13 protein-coding genes are annotated in these 15,948 nt (G+C 73.9%); 6 read left to right on the top strand and 7 right to left on the bottom strand.

What is annotated here, in order from left to right; all coding sequences use genetic code 11:
* Positions 1-6: 6 nt before the first annotated feature.
* Positions 7-2,529, top strand: coding sequence for a hypothetical protein (locus OG599_RS01625; protein WP_442809366.1), 2,523 nt, complete (start codon positions 7-9; stop codon positions 2,527-2,529).
* Here OG599_RS01625 and OG599_RS01620 read toward each other — a convergent pair.
* The 5 genes from OG599_RS01620 to OG599_RS01600 all read right to left on the bottom strand — a co-directional run bounded on the left by OG599_RS01620 (position 2,499) and on the right by OG599_RS01600 (position 9,040).
* Positions 2,499-4,943: a right-handed parallel beta-helix repeat-containing protein gene (locus OG599_RS01620; RefSeq protein ID WP_327174098.1), complete on the bottom strand. Its 2,445-nt coding sequence runs from the start codon at positions 4,941-4,943 to the stop codon at positions 2,499-2,501. The two genes, OG599_RS01625 and OG599_RS01620, sit on opposite strands and share 31 nt — an antisense overlap.
* Before the next feature lie 328 nt (positions 4,944-5,271).
* A complete protein-coding gene (locus OG599_RS01615) occupies positions 5,272-5,880 on the bottom strand; it encodes an Rv1733c family protein (RefSeq protein WP_327174097.1) in 609 nt (202 codons plus the stop codon).
* A 176-nt stretch (positions 5,881-6,056) separates the two neighbouring features.
* Complete coding sequence (locus OG599_RS01610; RefSeq protein WP_327174096.1) at positions 6,057-6,881, bottom strand: MOSC domain-containing protein; 825 nt, start codon at positions 6,879-6,881, stop codon at positions 6,057-6,059.
* 97 nt (positions 6,882-6,978) lie between these two features.
* The gene (locus OG599_RS01605; RefSeq protein WP_327174095.1) at positions 6,979-7,560 is read right to left on the bottom strand and encodes a DUF6643 family protein; all 582 of its coding nucleotides are present in this window, start codon (positions 7,558-7,560) and stop codon (positions 6,979-6,981) included.
* 298 nt (positions 7,561-7,858) lie between these two features.
* Positions 7,859-9,040, bottom strand: a complete 1,182-nt coding sequence (locus OG599_RS01600; RefSeq protein WP_327174094.1) for a glycosyltransferase — start codon at positions 9,038-9,040, stop codon at positions 7,859-7,861.
* A gap of 57 nt (positions 9,041-9,097) precedes the next feature.
* On the opposite strand from OG599_RS01600, the gene OG599_RS01595 reads away from it, so the two are divergent.
* From OG599_RS01595 to OG599_RS01580, 4 genes are all read left to right on the top strand, one after another.
* The gene (locus tag OG599_RS01595) at positions 9,098-9,883 is read left to right on the top strand and encodes a glutamate racemase (protein ID WP_327174093.1); all 786 of its coding nucleotides are present in this window, start codon (positions 9,098-9,100) and stop codon (positions 9,881-9,883) included.
* A gap of 70 nt (positions 9,884-9,953) precedes the next feature.
* Positions 9,954-10,517 carry a hypothetical protein gene (locus OG599_RS01590; protein WP_327174092.1) on the top strand — a complete coding sequence of 188 codons (564 nt, stop codon included), beginning with the start codon at positions 9,954-9,956 and terminating at the stop codon, positions 10,515-10,517.
* Positions 10,518-10,633: 116 nt separating this feature from the next.
* The gene (lnt, locus tag OG599_RS01585; RefSeq protein ID WP_327174091.1) at positions 10,634-12,235 is read left to right on the top strand and encodes an apolipoprotein N-acyltransferase; all 1,602 of its coding nucleotides are present in this window, start codon (positions 10,634-10,636) and stop codon (positions 12,233-12,235) included.
* Positions 12,236-12,257: 22 nt separating this feature from the next.
* Positions 12,258-12,746, top strand: coding sequence for an NUDIX hydrolase (locus OG599_RS01580; protein ID WP_327174090.1), 489 nt, complete (start codon positions 12,258-12,260; stop codon positions 12,744-12,746).
* A gap of 10 nt (positions 12,747-12,756) precedes the next feature.
* Here the strand turns inward: OG599_RS01580 and OG599_RS01575 are convergent, their stop codons facing one another.
* Positions 12,757-13,878 (bottom strand): glycoside hydrolase family 26 protein, encoded by a 1,122-nt coding sequence (locus OG599_RS01575; protein ID WP_327174089.1) that lies wholly within the window; start codon positions 13,876-13,878, stop codon positions 12,757-12,759.
* A gap of 69 nt (positions 13,879-13,947) precedes the next feature.
* The gene (locus OG599_RS01570) at positions 13,948-15,234 is read right to left on the bottom strand and encodes a cytochrome P450 (protein ID WP_327174088.1); all 1,287 of its coding nucleotides are present in this window, start codon (positions 15,232-15,234) and stop codon (positions 13,948-13,950) included.
* A 247-nt stretch (positions 15,235-15,481) separates the two neighbouring features.
* On the opposite strand from OG599_RS01570, the gene OG599_RS01565 reads away from it, so the two are divergent.
* Positions 15,482-15,943, top strand: a complete 462-nt coding sequence (locus tag OG599_RS01565; protein ID WP_327174087.1) for a tyrosinase family oxidase copper chaperone — start codon at positions 15,482-15,484, stop codon at positions 15,941-15,943.
* Positions 15,944-15,948: the final 5 nt, after the last annotated feature.

Here is a 15,948-nt window from a genome sequence, read left to right as displayed (position 1 = left end):
ACTCCCTTGGCCCCCGCCCCCCAGGTTTCCCGGTCCTCCGGGATCGCGCTCGAACTGCTCGTCCACGGAGTCGGCGGCACCACGCCGCAGGAGATGCTCGGCGATCCGCGCACGGTGCGCGTGACCGGCGACCTCACCGCCGCGATGTACCGGCGCCCCGAGGACGTGGACGCGGAGGAACACCCCGAGCGCTACCGCGACCAGCCCGTCGAGGAGGCCTACTGCTGGTCCAATCTGACCTCCGGCAACGGCTCCCGCGCCCTGTGGCTGCTGCTCCTCCCGTTCATGGTCGTCAACCTCGCGCACTGGATGCGACCGGCGGCGACCGGACGGAGCCGCGCGGTCCGGTTCTACGGCGTGCTGGTCCGGGTCCTCGCGCTCAGCCTCACCGTGCTGCTGACCGCGGCGGCCTGCGAGGTGGCGCTCGACCTCGTGGCCTGGCAGTGCGCCGGCGTGCCCGCCTGCTCGGACCGGCGGTCCTGGCTCGGCTTCCTCTCCGCCGAGCAGGGCGGCTGGTGGTCCCAGCCCGGCAGGCGGCTCGCCCTCGCGGCCGTACTGCCCACCGCCCTCGTCACCCTGCTCTGGTACCTGTCCAACCGCACCTGGAGCGCGTACGAGTCCCAGCGCCCCTTCCTCGGCACCGACTCGCGGGGCGACTCGCGCGGCGGCCCGGACGGCGACCTGGACGGCGGCGACCCGCACGGCGACACGCCGGAGCCGAAGGCCCGCACCCCCCACGCCACGCCGGCCCCCGACGACATGCCGGCTCCCCACGCCGCGCCGCCTCCCGGCGACCCGCCGGAGCCGGTGCACGCAAGGCGCCCCGCCCTCGGCCGCCCCGGCTTCTGGTACGGGCGCCGTCTGGTCGCCCGGCTGCGCGCCGCGCACACCGCCGCAGGGCTCCTCACCGTCGCCGTCTTCGTCGAGCGGGCCGCCGCCGACTACGACGGGGCCCACTCCGGCCCCGGGCCCGTACTCCTCGGCCGGCTGCTGACCACCGCGCTGGCGCTCGGCGCCCTCCTCGTCCTCGCCGTCGTCTGCCGCCGGGGCCGCAGCGAGCGTCGCCTCGACCACCGCCTGGACGGCGCGGTCATCAACTTCCTCCCGTCCGCCGCCCTCGTCCTGCTGGCGGTCTCCCTCGTCCACGCGGCCTGGTCACGGCCCGGCTGGACCTCCTCGGGCGTGCTCGTCGCGGGCGAGGACACCTTCCGGGCGCTCACCGTCGGCCAGGGCCTCCTCGTGGTCGCGCTCGCCGCCGTCGCCCTGACCCTCCACCGCCACGCCCCCGACGCCCGCACCTCGCTGTACGGGCTGGGTGGCCCGGCGATCGCCATGCTGGCGTGCGCGCTGGGCGGGGTGATGACCGGCGGGCTCGCCCAGCGGGTCGCCGACTGGCTCGACGGCCCGGGCACCCCCGGCATGGGAGCGGGCTCGGCCATAGGAGGCCCGCCCGTCATGCTGAGCTGGCAGGCGTCGGTGCTCCCGGTGCTGCTCCTCGTCCTCCTGGTGCCCGTGGGCGTGCTCCTCGTCCGCACCGCCCGCCTGGCCCGCCGCACCGAGCCGGTCGTCGCCGCCGAGTACGCGCCGGAGTACGGGGGCCGTACGCCCGAGCGCGGGCGCACCCGGCAGATCGCACGGGTGCTGGCCACCGCCCGGCTCACCGACGAGGCGTCCTGGATCATCGGACTGGTCGCCGGGGCCACCCTGGTGCTGGGGGCCGCGGCCCTGGTGGGCTCCTGGGCCACCGGGCAGGTGCCCGGCCGGGCCATGGACGGAACCGGCCCCTTCGTCGAATCCGCCGCCGAAGCCGCGCAGTCGACGGGGTCCTGGATGGTCGGCTTCGGTTTCATACTGTTCGTCGCCTCAGGCCGGCGCGCCTACCGCGACGCCTCGGCCCGGCGGACCATCGGCATCCTCTGGGACGTCGGCACGTACTGGCCGCGCGCCGCCCATCCCTTCGCGCCGCCCTGCTACGCGGAGCGGGCCGTGCCCGACCTCGCGTCCCGGATGTCCGCCTGGACGGCCAGGACCGGCGGCCGGCTCGTCATCTCGGGCCACTCGCAGGGCAGCGTCCTCGCGGCCTCCGCGGTCTGGCAGCTCCCGGCCGTCACCCGCCGCCGGGTCGCTCTCCTCACCTACGGATCACCCGTCGAGCGCCTGTACGGTCGCTGGTTCCCGGCCTACTTCGGTCCCGCCGCGCTGCGCGGGCTGCACGGATCGGTGCACTGCTGGCGCAACCTGTGGCGAGCCACCGACCCGATAGGAGGACCCGTCCGGGTCGACGGGGCGACCGGACGCCCCGAGGTCGACCGCGGACCGCTGAAGGACCCGCTGGTGCACGGCCGCACCGCCGAACTGCCCCTGCCCGAGCCCATCCTGGGCCACTCCGACTACCAGGCCGACCCGGCGTTCGCCAGGGAACGCGCCGCGCTGCTCGCCGAGCTCGGCCCCGTACTGCCCCGGCAGGGCGACGGGGCCGGGCACCCGAGCACCGAGGGTCAGGGGAGTTCGGGCAGGTCCTCGGGGTAGAGCAGGGTCAGGTCGTCCGTGCTCGTCTCGGCGAGCTGGGCGACCCGGCCCGCGTGCCGTTCCACCATCGACTCGAAGGTCTGGCGCGCGGTACGGCCGTTGCCGAAGGCGGGCCCCTTGGGCAGCTCCGTGAAGTACTTCGTGAGCGCCTCGCCGGTGCCCTCGGCAAGGGTGTACTCGTGCTCCTCGGCCTGCTGCCGGACGATCCGCAGGAGTTCGTCCGGCTGGTAGTCGCCGAAGGTGATGGTCCGCGAGAAGCGCGACGCCACACCGGGGTTGACGGTGAGGAACCGCTCCATCTCGTGGGTGTAGCCGGCCACGATCACCACCACGGCCTCGCGGTGGTCCTCCATCAGCTTCACCAGGGTGTCGATGGCCTCCCGCCCGAAGTCCCGGCCGGAGTCCTCCGGCGAGAGGGCGTACGCCTCGTCCACGAAGAGGACTCCGCCCCGGGCGCGGTCGAACGCCTCCTGGGTACGGATGGCGGTCGAGCCGATGTGCTCGCCGACCAGGTCCACCCGGGAGACCTCGACCAGATGGCCGCGCTCCAGCACGCCCAGAGAGGCCAGGATCTCGCCGTACAGCCGGGCCACCGTGGTCTTGCCGGTGCCCGGGGAGCCGGTGAAGACGAGATGGCGGCGGACGGAGGCGGCCTTCAGGCCCGCCCGCTGCCGCCGGCGCCCCACCTCGATCATGTCGGTCAGCGCCCGGACCTCCCGTTTGACGCTCTCCAGCCCCACCAGCGCGTCCAGTTCGCCGAGGACGGCGTCGGAGTCGCGGGCCGCTTCGGCCGGCGCGTCGGGCACGGGCACGGCTGAGGGCGCCGCGGCGCGCTGCGCGGGCAGCGAGCCGAGCAGCCCCGGCGCCGCCTGGGTCGCGGTGAGCACGGGTGCGGCAGGCGCGGCGGGGGTCCCGCGCAGGGCGCTCTCGTCGCTGGTGCAGTCCTCCACGACCGGTCCCGCGCCGCCCGATCCGTCCTGGGAGGCGCCCTCGGGGAACTCGTAACCGCCCCGCGCGCAGCGCTCGGTACGGCACCGGGTGAGGGTGGTGCGGCACCCGTCCATCACGTGGAAGCCGTACCCCTCGCTGCCGGTCACCCGGCAGCCGTGGAAGGTGCCCCGGCCCTCGGCGGAGACGTAGAACCCGGCCTCGGCCGGGGAGGTGACCGTGCAGCGTTCGATGATGGGATCGGCGCCCTTGGTGACGATGACCCCGGTCTGTGCCGCGTCGATGGTGCAGTTGTTGAGCGTGCCGCCACTGCCGTGGTCGCGGAACCAGGCGCCGGTGGACGCCTCTCGGATACGGCAGTCGTCCAGCTGCGCGGTGGCCCCGTCGCTCACCGAGACGGCGGTGTTGCGGATCTGGGTGAGATCGCTGTCCACCACGTCGGCGCGGGAGCCCCGGTCGAGCACGAACAGGGCGTCGGGCACGTCGTGGACGCGGCAGGCGTCCAGTATCACCGTGGCACCGTCGCTGACCCAGACGGCCGGGTAGTCACCCGTGCTGTCGTGGATCTCGCACTGGTTGGCGTCGACCCGGGTGCCGGGGTCCCACACCGAGAGACCGTTGCGGCCGAACCGGCGGACCGTCGACCGGGTCAGTGTCAGCACCGAGCGGGAGCGCAGGTCGATCGCGTTCTCCGGGATGTCGTGGATGTCGCAGTCGGCGAGCGTCAGCACGGCGTCGGTGTCCAGCGTGATGCCGTCGCCGGAGGTGCGGTGCACGGTGCAGTCGGTGAGATGGGCCGAGGCGCGTGCGGTCACCTGGACCCCGCTGCCCTTGACCTCGTACACCTCGCAGCCCACGGCCTCCAGCCCGCTGCCCTCGCCGGTCACGCTCAGCCCCGAGCCGGAGGAGTGGTGGACCCGGCACCGGTCGAGCCGGGGGTGGGCGCCGTCGCGCACCGACACGCCGGACTGACCCGCCGAAACGACCTCGCACTCCTCGAACACGCCGCCCGCGCCGTCCAGGACGGCGATCCCGACCCCCGCCGGATTGTCGACGGTGCACCGTCGCACGGTGGGACGGCCGGCGCCGCGGACCTCGATCCCGGCGGCCGAACGGGTCACTATCCGCAGGTCCACGAGGTCGGGGGCACCGCCCTCCACCAGCACCGCGGGGGCCGCCGAGTCCTGGCCCTCCACGTGCAGGTCCTGGATGATCGCGGAGGCCCGGACGGTGAGCGGCACGCCGTCCACCGGGGCGATCCGCACCGAGCCGACGGCCCCTTCGGGACCACGCAGCGTGACCGCCCGCTGGACGACGAGATTCTCCCGGTACGTTCCCGGAGCGATCGTGAGGACATCGCCCTCGGCCGCCGCTTCCAGGGCCGCGCCGAGCGAGGGGTACTCGCCGGTGCGGCGCCGCCATCGCGATGTGCCGGTGTGCGTCACCTGGACCGTGCCCTGTGCCATGGCGCTGTTCTGCCCCCACCTCGTGCTGTGTGCGATCCCTCGTACCCGTACGCACAGTCGTGCGACCGCGGGATGCCGTCGGCCTTCCGACGACGGCGCGGGCGGGTCCGCCCTGCCGAGGGGAAGGGCGGGCCGGTCCACCGTAGCGCGCGCCGGGCGCGGGAGTTGACGACTCCCGCCCCGACCTCCCCGAAGTGGGGCCCCGCACAAGGCCGTCGGCCCGCTCGGCAGGGTGCCGCGGGACGCCCGGGAACCCGTGCCGCACGGCCCCGGTGCGGCGTTCGCGATGACGTTCGGGACGCGTTCAGGACCGCGTTCGCGATCGCGTTCAGGGACCCGCTCCGGTTCTGCCCCAGTCCGGGCCCACCGCCGCCCACGCCCGGTCCAGCCGTTCGTACCGCCGCCGCACCATGAACCGCACGCCGGTCCGCCGCGCCGCCTCCACGGCTCCGGCCGTCAGCAGGAACGCGCCCGCACCGGCCAGGCCCGAGTGGATGGCCGCGGTGGCCGCGTCCATGGGGCGCGGGGCGAGACCGCCCCGGTCGTCGGTCCATATCCGCACCCGCTCACCGGGCTTGTGCACGCGCGCCGAGGCCGGCACCGTGCCGTGCCGCTCGCGGCCGTCCTGCGCCTTCCACCTCGCCGTCACCGACTGCCAGGTCGCGGGGCCGGCCCCGCCCTCGGGGTCGCCGGGGAACGCGGCCGGGCGCGCGGACACGCTCACCACGACCGCGCTCACCCGATGGCGGTGGGCCTGCTGCTCGCGGATCGCGTCGCGCAGGCTGGAGTCGGCGAACAGGCCGCAGAGACAGCCGACGGCGGGCGCGACGACCAGCACGAGGACGAGTGCCCACAGAGCCAGCCACGCCTCGCGGCGGTCGGTGACCCGGCACAGTGGATTGTGCCGCCAGCGCCAGACCCCCGAGACCGCTCGCACAGCTGTCGCCCCCTCGCCTGTCTCCCCGTGCGCCCGCCCGCTCGGAGCGCACGCACCCGTCCGAGCGCCCGTGCACGCACCCGGGGGAGCGCGGGGGGCGGCCTCACCACCCCCAACGCCCATCCGCCCCCCGACCGTTCCCGGCCGGCCGCGGGGCCGCCGCCGCGGGGTGGGGCTCACTCCAGAACGCGGACCGGGTCCCCGACCCGGACGGCCCCCGTGCCCTCGGGCACGAGGTGCATGCCGAACAGCAGCTCCGCCCCCGTCCTGCGGTGCAGGGCGAGCGTGCGCAGCGGTTCCCTGCCGCGCCGTGCCGTCGACTGGTCGATGGTGGTGATCGCGCATCTCCGGCACGGCTTCGCCACGCGGAAGGCCACCGGGCCGATCGCGACCCGCCGCCAGCCGTCCTCCTCCCAGGCACCGGTGCCGTCCACCACGGCGTTGGGCCGGAACCGGTTCATCGGCAGCGGGCCCTCCTGCGGGTGATCGCCGCTCGCGATCAGCGCGTTGAGGGCGTCCAGCGAGGCGACGGTGGTCAGCAGCAGCGGGTAACCGTCCGCGAGGCTGACCGTCTCCCCGGGCCGCGCGTACTTCGGGTTGACGGGCCTCCGGAACGACGGCTCGTCCTGATGGACGAGCCGGACCTCCCTACCGAGAAACCCGCTCAGCCAGGCATGCGCGGCCGGTGCCGCCTCGACCACCTCGAACCTCTTGCCGAACAGCTCCACGACGGCCGTGTCCGCCCGCTGCGGCACCGCCACCGCCAGCGGCGGCCTGCCGGGCGCGGACAGCTCCACCCCGCCGTCGGGCAGCGTCGTCGCGGAGATCCCCGTCAGACGCGGTTCCTGACGCTGTGTGACCGCTGTGGCCGCCTCGTCCACCAGCATCCAGCGACGGTCGCCGGCGAGTCCCCACGGCTCGACGACGGCGCCGGCGACGGTCAGTGCCGCCAGCGACTTGACGGGATGGAGGTGGAGGGAGCACAGAACGGGATGAACCATCCGCCCATTTTGTCAGCGCCCTCCGAGGCCCCCGCACGCACCCGCCCGCGGCCACGACCAGGGCCGTTCTCCCTGGGCCGGGTGCGGTCGGCGCCCGTCAGTACCCCCGGCCCTGGTACGGCTGGTCGTACGGGTCCTCGTACGGCGAAGGCGCCGGCGCGGGGCGGGGTGCCGCCGGCCGCATCGCCTCGTAGCCGGTGGCGGGCGCGGGCCGCGGCGGCTGTTGCTGCTGCGGGTAGCCGCCGCGCATCGGAGCCTGCTGCTGGGGGAAGCCCCGCGGCGGGGTCTGCTGCGCCGGGAACCCCCGGGCGGGCGTCTGCTGTTGCGGGTATCCCCGCGCGGGGGAGGGCTGCTGCGGGATGTACGGCGCGGGGGCGTGCTGCAGCTGTGCGGGCTGCGTCTGCCCGGGCTGCATCGGAGCCTGCGGCTGGTACGGCTGCGCCATCGGCTGCTGGTAGCCATAGGAGCCGACGGGCTGGGAAGGAGCAGCGGGAAGGGCCGGCAGCGAGGACGGCAGCGCGGGGAGATAGCTGTTGCCGGTCTCGTAGGCGGCGGGCACTCGGATCGGCGCGATCTGAGGCGTGCCTCGCTCCGCGACCAGGGAGTCGTAGATCGGAGTGTCGGCGAACGACGGTGCGGCGTAGTAGCCGCTTCCGTAGCTGGAGCGGGGGGAGGTCATGCCACCTAAGTTAAGCCCACGATGTGCGAGTTGGGGAGGCCGCCCAGAAGGTTGTTTCCCTAGTTGTGTGCCAGCTGAGTTCACCAATGCGAGCGAACTTCCCATAAAGGGTCACCGTGGTGTGTAGTGATCGTGTAAAGGGCGTCATGTCGGGCGGTCGTGAGGTCCTGCCGCGTCCCGGTTTGGGTGGATGCGGACAGCCCCTCGGGTGCCCGCCCCGGAACGGGGTGTGCCGGGCCGAGGTGTCCCGGCACGACCCCCGTCCGCCTCACCGCCCCGGCCCGCCCCCGTTTCCGCCTCACCGCTCCGGCGCGGTCTCCGGACGGGGATAGGTGCGCCCCTTCCAGGCGGCGCCCCGCCCCCGGTGGTGCTGGACCGCCGAGTCGACGGTCATCAGCAGATAGAGCAGGGCGGTGAAGGGGAGCAGCGGCGCGAGCCAGAGCGACTGGCGGTAGTACGTCAGCATCGGCAGGTACGTCACCGTCATCACCGTCCACGCCAGCCCCCCGGCCCACGAGGCCGCCGGATCGACCAGGGCCGAACCCGTCACCAGCGTCACCGGCGGCGCGAGATAGACGAGGGCGAGACCCGGCACCGTCCCCGCGAGCAGCAGCGGACTGTGCCGCAACTGCGCGTACGCGCTCCGCGAGACCATCCGCCACAGCTCCCCGAGCCCCGGGTAGGGGCGGACGCTGTCCACCCGCTCCGCGAGCCCCAGCCAGATCCGGCCGCCGGTGCGCTTGACCACCCGCGCCAGCGACACGTCGTCGATCACCGCCTGCCGGATGGACTCCGGGATCCCGGCCCGTACCGCGGCCTCGTCGCGCAGCAGCACGCAGCCCCCGGCGGCCGCGGCGGTCCGGGAGCCCGCCCGGTTCACCCGGCGGAAGGGGAAGAGCTGCCCGAAGAAGTAGACGAAGGCGGGCACCACGAGCCGCTCCCAGCAGCTCTCCACCCGGAGCCGGGCCATCTGGGAGACCAGGGCGTAACCGTCCGGGCCCGCCGGCCCGGCCGCCGCCACCAGCTCCCGCAGACTGTCCGGCTCATGGGCGATGTCCGCGTCGGTCAGCAGCAGGAACTCCGGGCCGCGCTGCCGCGCCACCGCGATCCCGTGCCGCACCGCCCACAGCTTGCCCGTCCATCCCGGTTCCGGTTCGCCCGGGGAGACGACCTGGAGCTCCAGCCCGCCGCACCGGTCGGCCAGCTCCCGCGCGAGTTCCCCGGTGCCGTCCGAACTGCAGTCGTCGACGAGGACGACGAAGACCTCCCCCGGGTAGTCCTGCGCCAGCAGCGAGGGAAGGCTCACCGGCAGGATCGGCGCCTCGTCCCGGGCCGGTACGACGACGGCGACCGAGGGCCAGCGCGCCGGCTCGGACCGTACCGGCAACCGCTGGTCCGTCCGCCAGTAGAACCCCTGGCCGAGCAGCAGCCACATCCACGCGATCAGGGAACCCACGGCGATCCAGGCAACGGCGCTCATCCGCCGAGTCTGCCCCACTCCGACCGGCCGCGGAGGGGGGTGGCATAAGGTGACCGGGTGAAGATCGCGCTCATGGACTCAGGAATCGGACTGCTGGCGGCCGCCGCCGAGGTGCGCAGACTGCGCCCCGACGCCGATCTGGTGCTCTCCTCGGACCCCGGCACCATGCCCTGGGGGCCGCGCGGGCCCGAGGAGGTCACCGTGCTCGCGCTCGCCGTGGCCCGCGCCGCCGCGGCGCGGCGGCCGGACGCGCTGGTCGTCGCCTGCAACACGGCGTCCGTGCGCGCGCTGCCCGCGCTGCGCGCCGAGCTGGAGCCCGCGCTGCCGGTCATCGGCACCGTACCGGCGATCAAGCCCGCGGCCGCCCCCGGCGGTCCGTTCGCCATCTGGGCCACCCCCGCCACCACCGGCAGCCCCTACCAGCGCGGGCTGATCCGGGAGTTCGCGGCAGACGTGGACGTCACCGAGGTCCCCTGCCCGGGCCTGGCCGACGCCATCGAGTACGCCGACGAGGCCGCGATCGACCGCGCCGTGGCCGCCGCCGCCGCACTCACCCCCGCCGATGTCCGCACGGTGGTCCTCGGCTGCACCCACTACGAGCTGGTCGCCGACCGCGTCGCCGACGCCCTGCGGCGGCCGGGCCACCCCCCGGTGGTCCTGCACGGCTCCGCCGGGGCCGTGGCCGCCCAGGCGCTCCGCCGCATCGGCGCCGAACCCGCTCCGTCGGCCGAACCGACCGGTTCTCTCACCGTCCTCCTCAGCGGGCGCGAGGCCGACCTGCCGGACGCCGCTCTCACCTACGCCGAGGGCAGGCTGCTGCGGGGCGTGGGCGCCTCCCGCTGACCGCGGCCACCGCCCGATCGGCCTTGTGACACCCGCCCCGCGGGTGCGGGTCATGGGTACGCTGCTGAGCATGACGGACCACCCCGGCCGTGCGGCGCACGGCTCGACCCAGGCGCCGTCCACCGTGTGGACCGGCAAGGCGACCAACCGCGCCCAGTGGCTGCTGGCCTTCGTGGGAGCGGCGTGCTTGGCCCTCGGGGTCGAGATCGCCCTCGATTCCAACTGGACCTCCGGCGTCGCCCCCCTGGTTATGTCGGTGGTCGGCTGCGTCGCCGCCGGACTCCTGATGCTCTACGGCACCCTCGCCTTCGTCCATGTCGCGGTGAAGGTGGACGGCGACGCACTCGAGGTCCGCTGCGGCCACATGGGGCTGCCGCGCCGCCGCATCCTGCTCACCCACGTCGTGGGCGCCGAGTTCGTCCCCCGCGTGACCCCGCGCCAGTGGGGCGGGTGGGGCTACCGCTGGCGCCCCGAACAGGGCACCGCCGTCGTGGTGCGCCGGGGCGAGGCGCTGCTGCTCCGGCTCGGCGACGGCATGTCGTTCACCGTCACCGTCGACAACGCGGAGGCCGCCGTACGGTTCATCCGCGACCGGCTCCGCCTCCCGGCGGCCGGCAGGCCCTCCGAAGCCTGACCCCGGGACCCGGCCGCGGGCCGGTGCTCCACGACGAGGCGTCCCCGGACACCCGCCCCGGCCACCTGACTCTCCCCGCTGCCGCGCGCACAGCAGCCGCCCGTAGACTCCCGCAGGTGAGCGCCACCATCACCTCCGTCGATGATCCGTCGCCCGTTCCCGAGTCACGTTCCCGGGGGCGGTGGCTCACCTGGGCCCGACCGGCCGCGGCCGTGCTCTCCGGAGCGCTGCTGTACGTGAGCTTCCCGCCCCGGCCCCTGTGGTGGCTGGTGCTGCCCGGCTTCGCCCTGCTGGGCTGGGTCCTGTTCGAACGCCGCCCGCGCGCCGCGTTCGGCCTGGGCCTGCTGGCCGGGCTCGGCTTCCTGCTGCCGCTGCTGCACTGGACCGGCGAGGACGTCGGCCCGGTCCCGTGGCTGGCGCTGGCCGTGGCCGAGGCGCTCTTCGTCGCGGTGGGCTGCGTCGGTATCGCCGCCGTGACCAGGCTGGCGTACTGGCCGTTCTGGGCGGCGGCCGTCTGGACCCTCGACGAGGCGGTCCGGGCCCGTGTGCCGTTCGGCGGGTTCCCCTGGGGCAAGATCGCCTTCGGCCAGGCCGACAGCGTCTTCCTGCCGATCGCCGCCCTCGGCGGTACACCGCTCCTCTCCTTCGCGGTGGTCCTCTGCGGATTCGGCCTCTTCGAGGTGGTCCGGCGGGTCCGCGCGTACCGCTCGACCGGAGAGCTCCCGCGCGCGGCGGCCGCGATGGCCGCCGCGGCGGTGCTGGTCCCCGTCGCGGGCGCCCTCGGCTCGCTCCCGCTGGTCGACAACTCCCCGGAGGACGGCACCGCGACCGTCGCCGCGATCCAGGGCAACGTGCCGCGCCTCGGCCTGGACTTCAACTCCCAGCGGCGCGCCGTGCTCGACAACCACGTCCGGGTCACGGAGCAGCTCGCGGCGGACGTGAAGGCGGGCAAGGAGCCCCAGCCCGACTTCGTCCTCTGGCCGGAGAACTCCTCCGACCTCGACCCCTACCGCAACGCCGACGCCTGGGACGTCATCGACCAGGCGGTCCGGGCCATCGGCGTCCCCACCGTGGTCGGCGCGGTCGTCGAACCCGACACCGGCAAGCTGCGCAACACGCTGATCCAGTGGGACCCGGAGAAGGGCCCCCTCGACACGTACGACAAGCGGCACATCCAGCCGTTCGGCGAGTACATGCCGATGCGCTCGGTCGCCCGCGTCTTCAGCAAGGACGTCGACCGTGTCCAGCGTGACTTCGGCTCCGGCACCAAGGTCGGTGTGTTCGACCTGGCAGGTACGAAGGTCGGCTTCGTCACCTGCTACGAAGCCGCGTTCGACGACGCCGTGCGCGACACCGTGAAGGCCGGTGGTCAGCTGATCGCCGTACCGAGCAACAACGCCACGTTCGGGCGCACCGAGATGACCTACCAGCAGCTCGCGATGTCCCGGGTGCGGGCGGTGGAGCACGGCCGCGCCGTCGTCGTACCGGTCACCAGCGGGGTCAGCGCCGTCATCCGCCCGGACGGCACGATCGTGGAGAAGTCCGGGTTCTTCACCCCCGCGGCCCTGGTGGACGAGGTGCCCCTGCGGTCCTCCCTGACCCCCGCCACCCGGATGGGCGCACTCCCGGAAGGGATCATCGCCCTCTTCGCCACCGCCGGCCTCGTCCTCGTCGCCGTCCGCTCCCGCCGCTCCCGTCGGGCCCGCCGGACCGCCTGAAGATCACGTTAGGCTCATCCGCATGGCTACTCCCGACTTCATCCGTACGATCAGGGCCACCGCCGGCCACCAGCTGCTTCTGCTGCCGGGGGTGAGCGCGGTCGTCTTCGACGAGGACGGCCGGGTCCTCCTCGGCAAGCGGGCCGACACCGGCAAGTGGTCGGTCATCGGCGGCATCCCCGAACCCGGCGAGGAGCCCGCGCGGACCGCTGTGCGCGAGGTGTACGAGGAGACGGCCGTGCACTGCGTGGCCGAACGCGTGGTGCTCACCGAGGCGCTGAAGCCCGTGGAGTACCCGAACGGGGACCACTGCCAGTACCTCGACATCACCTTCCGGTGCCGGGCCACCGGCGGTGAGCCGCGCGTCAACGACGACGAGTCGCTGGAGGTCGCCTGGTTCGCCCTGGACGCGCTGCCGCCGCTGGCCGAGTTCGCGCGTTTCCGGATCAAGCAGTCCCTCACCGACGGCCCCACCTGGTTCCGGGCCGCCGCGAGCGACGACCTCGGCTGAGCCGGCGGGATCAGAGCTTCACACAGATCCGCCGGCTCTTCGCCCAGTCGGTGAACCAGTCGCTCAGTGACAGCGGGAAGCACCATTCGGCCGGTCCCGGCGTGGAGGTCGTTTCCACCGGGAGCGGCCGGTTCTCGTCACTGAGGAAGGACCGGTAGAGCTTCGACGCCGCCGGATTCCCGCCGCACCGCCACACCCCGTGCGGGCAGTAGTCCGTGATCGTCTGGTAGACGGGCGGGTGGAGATCCATCCATTCGAGCATCCGGCGCATGTACTCGGGGTTGTCGCCGTTGCGGAAGAGGCCCCACTCCGGGTACGAGATCGGCTTCCCGTGCTCGGCGGCGAAGTCCACGTGCTTCTGCAGCCCGTACTCGCCGTACACCTGGTCGTCGAAGTTCTCGCCCGGCGGCTGGTCGTAGGAGTCCATGCCGACGATGTCCACGAAGTCGTCACCGGGATAGCAGTCGGTCCAGGGAACCGCGTCCCGCCCCCGGCTCGGCGCGAAGTCGAAGCGGAACCGCTGGCCCTCGACCGAGCGCATGGCGGTGACGATCCGCTGCCAGTACGCCTTCCAGGCCGCCGGGTCCGGCCCGCACCGGTGGGCGTAGGTGGTGCCGTTCATCTCCCAGCCGAGCACGATCACGGTGTCCGGGATGCCCAGCCCCACCAGCCGCTCGGCGAGCTTGCGGAAATGCCGGTCGTACAGGCCCGCCGCACCCGACCGCAGCCGCAGGCGCACGGTGGCGTCCGAGACCCGCACCTCGTTCCGCTCCAGCATCGGCGTGTTGAGGACGAACATCCGGTCGTTCTGCGCCTGCCGCCACTGCGCCCACGCGCCCAGGAAGTCGACCGAGCCCTCGATGTTCACCCAGAGGTCCCCGGGGAGGTAGCTGTGCCCGACGCGCAGCTCCTTCCCGCCGAGCCACCGGGACATCTCCGTCATGCGCGCCACGCCGTCGGGGCCGTAGTCCAGATAGGCGCCGACCGCCGTGCTGCGTGGATCGACATGCGGTCCGGCACTGTCGGCCGAACCCGTCCCGGTGACCCGGAAACCGGAGGCACCACTGACGGCGAGCACACCGGCCGCGACCGTGCCCACACAGAGATTGACGATACGGCGACTACGGGACACGGCTGCTCCTCGGTATCGGTGGACGTCCGGCCGGTCCGGCGGCGGCTCGGCCCCACGGGCGGTCACCACCTACGGCGTCGGGACGGAGTCGAAGGTCAGTGCCAGACCGCGGACCCGGTTGTCGAAGTTGGAGTCCACCAGCTCCGGTTCGCCGAGCGCCCGCGCGGTGTCGGTCCGGGTGAGCACCTCCGTGAAGAGCGCCCGCATCTCCAGGCGGGCCAGGTGCGCCCCGAGGCAGTGGTGCGGGCCGCCTCCCCCGTACCCCAGATGCGGGTTGGGCGAGCGGGTGATGTCGAAGCGGTCCGGTTCCGCGAACACGGAGGCGTCGCGGTTGGCGGAGGCGTAGAAGAGCACGGCCTTGTCGCCCGGCCGGAAGACGCGCCCGCCGAGCTCGTGCTCGGTGGTGACGGTCCGCCGGAACTGGATGATCGGCGTCGAGTGCCGGACGATCTCCTCCATCGCCCCGTCGACGTACCGGTCGAGGTCGGACACCAGCAGCGTGCGCTGCTCCGGGAACCGGGACAGCAGCGCCATCCCGTGCGCGAGCGCGTTCCTGGTCGTCTCGACCCCCGCGACCAGCAGCAGCGAGAAGAAGGCGCCGAGTTCGCGGGCGCCGAGCGACTGCCCGTCCACGTCGGCCCGGACCAGGGCCGAGATCAGGTCACCGGTGGGCCGGCGGCGGCGCTCGTGGGCGATGCGCGCCATCACGAGCTGCATCCGGGCGAGCGAACGCAGCCCCCGGCCGGGCACCCGGATCCGGGCCAGTCCGCGCCGCTCCACCCCGACGTGGCTCGACGCGTGGTCGATCTGGGCGGCGATCCACGGCCGGTACGTCCCCGGAATGCCCATCAGGTCGCAGATGACCTCGAACGGCAGGCGCGCGGGCGCCGACCGCATGAAGTCGGTGGAACGGCCGGCCACCGCCTCGTCCACCAGCCGGCGCGTGACCCGGGAGATGTTCTCCTCGGCCTCACCGAGCAGCCGGGGGGTGAAGGCGCGGGAGACGATCCGGCGGAGCCCCGCGTGGTCGGCGCCGTCCATGTTGACCATGGAGTTGCCGAAGACGGCCTTCGCCCAGCGGGCGGGCTCCGGGACGGTGACCCCCGGGGCGCTCGCGAAGACGTCCGCCCGGCGGCTCGCCGCCTTCACGTCCGCGTGCTTCACCAGGGCGTAGAAGGAGAGCCCCGCCTCCCGGCCGCTGCGCGCGGTGAACCGCACCGGAGCGTCGAGCTCGCGCAGCATCTCGAACGCCCGCAGCCGCTCGGTGCGCGGCAGCCGCCAGAACGCCGGGTCCGCCAGATCGACGTCCCTCGGCCGCTCCGTACGTACGCCGGGGACCTGTCCGGGAACGCTCATGTCCACCACCTTCGGCAGTCGGGACTCCCATGCTGGCCCGGCCATGCACACCCGAGGCCCGACGCGGCCGCGAACGGCCCGGATTTCCCACGGTTGAGGGATTGACCGGCGGTACGGCGAGCCGTTACGGGCAAGAGGCAGGCGCACACCGTCTGATGGGCGTCGATACCAGCCGCACCGACAAGCGGCTTCACCGACAAGCGGCTTCACCGACAAGCTCACCGGAATGACAGAGAGGCGGACGCAGATGGGTTTGAGCAGGAAGGCCCGGGGCGCCGTGGGCGGAAGGAGCGCGGCCACCCGCAGGGGGGTGCTGCGTACCGTCTTCGCCGTCGGGGTCGTGGCCGGAACCGGGGCGGCCTGGGAGCCGATCGTCGCCCGCGGCCCGGAGAGCCCCGGCGGCACCGGCGCCACCGAACCCCCGCGGCCGGGGGAGATCACCGAGACGTACCGGGGGCGGACGATCCGGGTGCGCGCGGACGCCTCCCCGAACGGCACCGCCGGGCCCGGCGTGCGGACCGCGAGCGCCGGTCTCCACCCCGAGGCCAGCATCGACGGCGCTCCCCTGCACCTCATGCGCCGGGCCGACGGGAGCTGCCTCAGCGCGGTCACCCACTACGAGTCGCACCCGACGCCCCTCGCGGCCGCGCGCGCCGCGGTCGACGTCCTGGGCCCCGCCCGGCTGTCCGCCGCGCCCCACAGCATCTGACCGAA

The sequence above is a fragment of the Streptomyces sp. NBC_01335 genome (genome assembly GCF_035953295.1).
In the GTDB taxonomy this organism is placed as follows: Bacteria; Actinomycetota; Actinomycetes; order Streptomycetales; family Streptomycetaceae; genus Streptomyces.
Note: the sequence above shows the minus strand (reverse complement) of the source record. Positions and strands in the feature narration are given on the sequence as shown.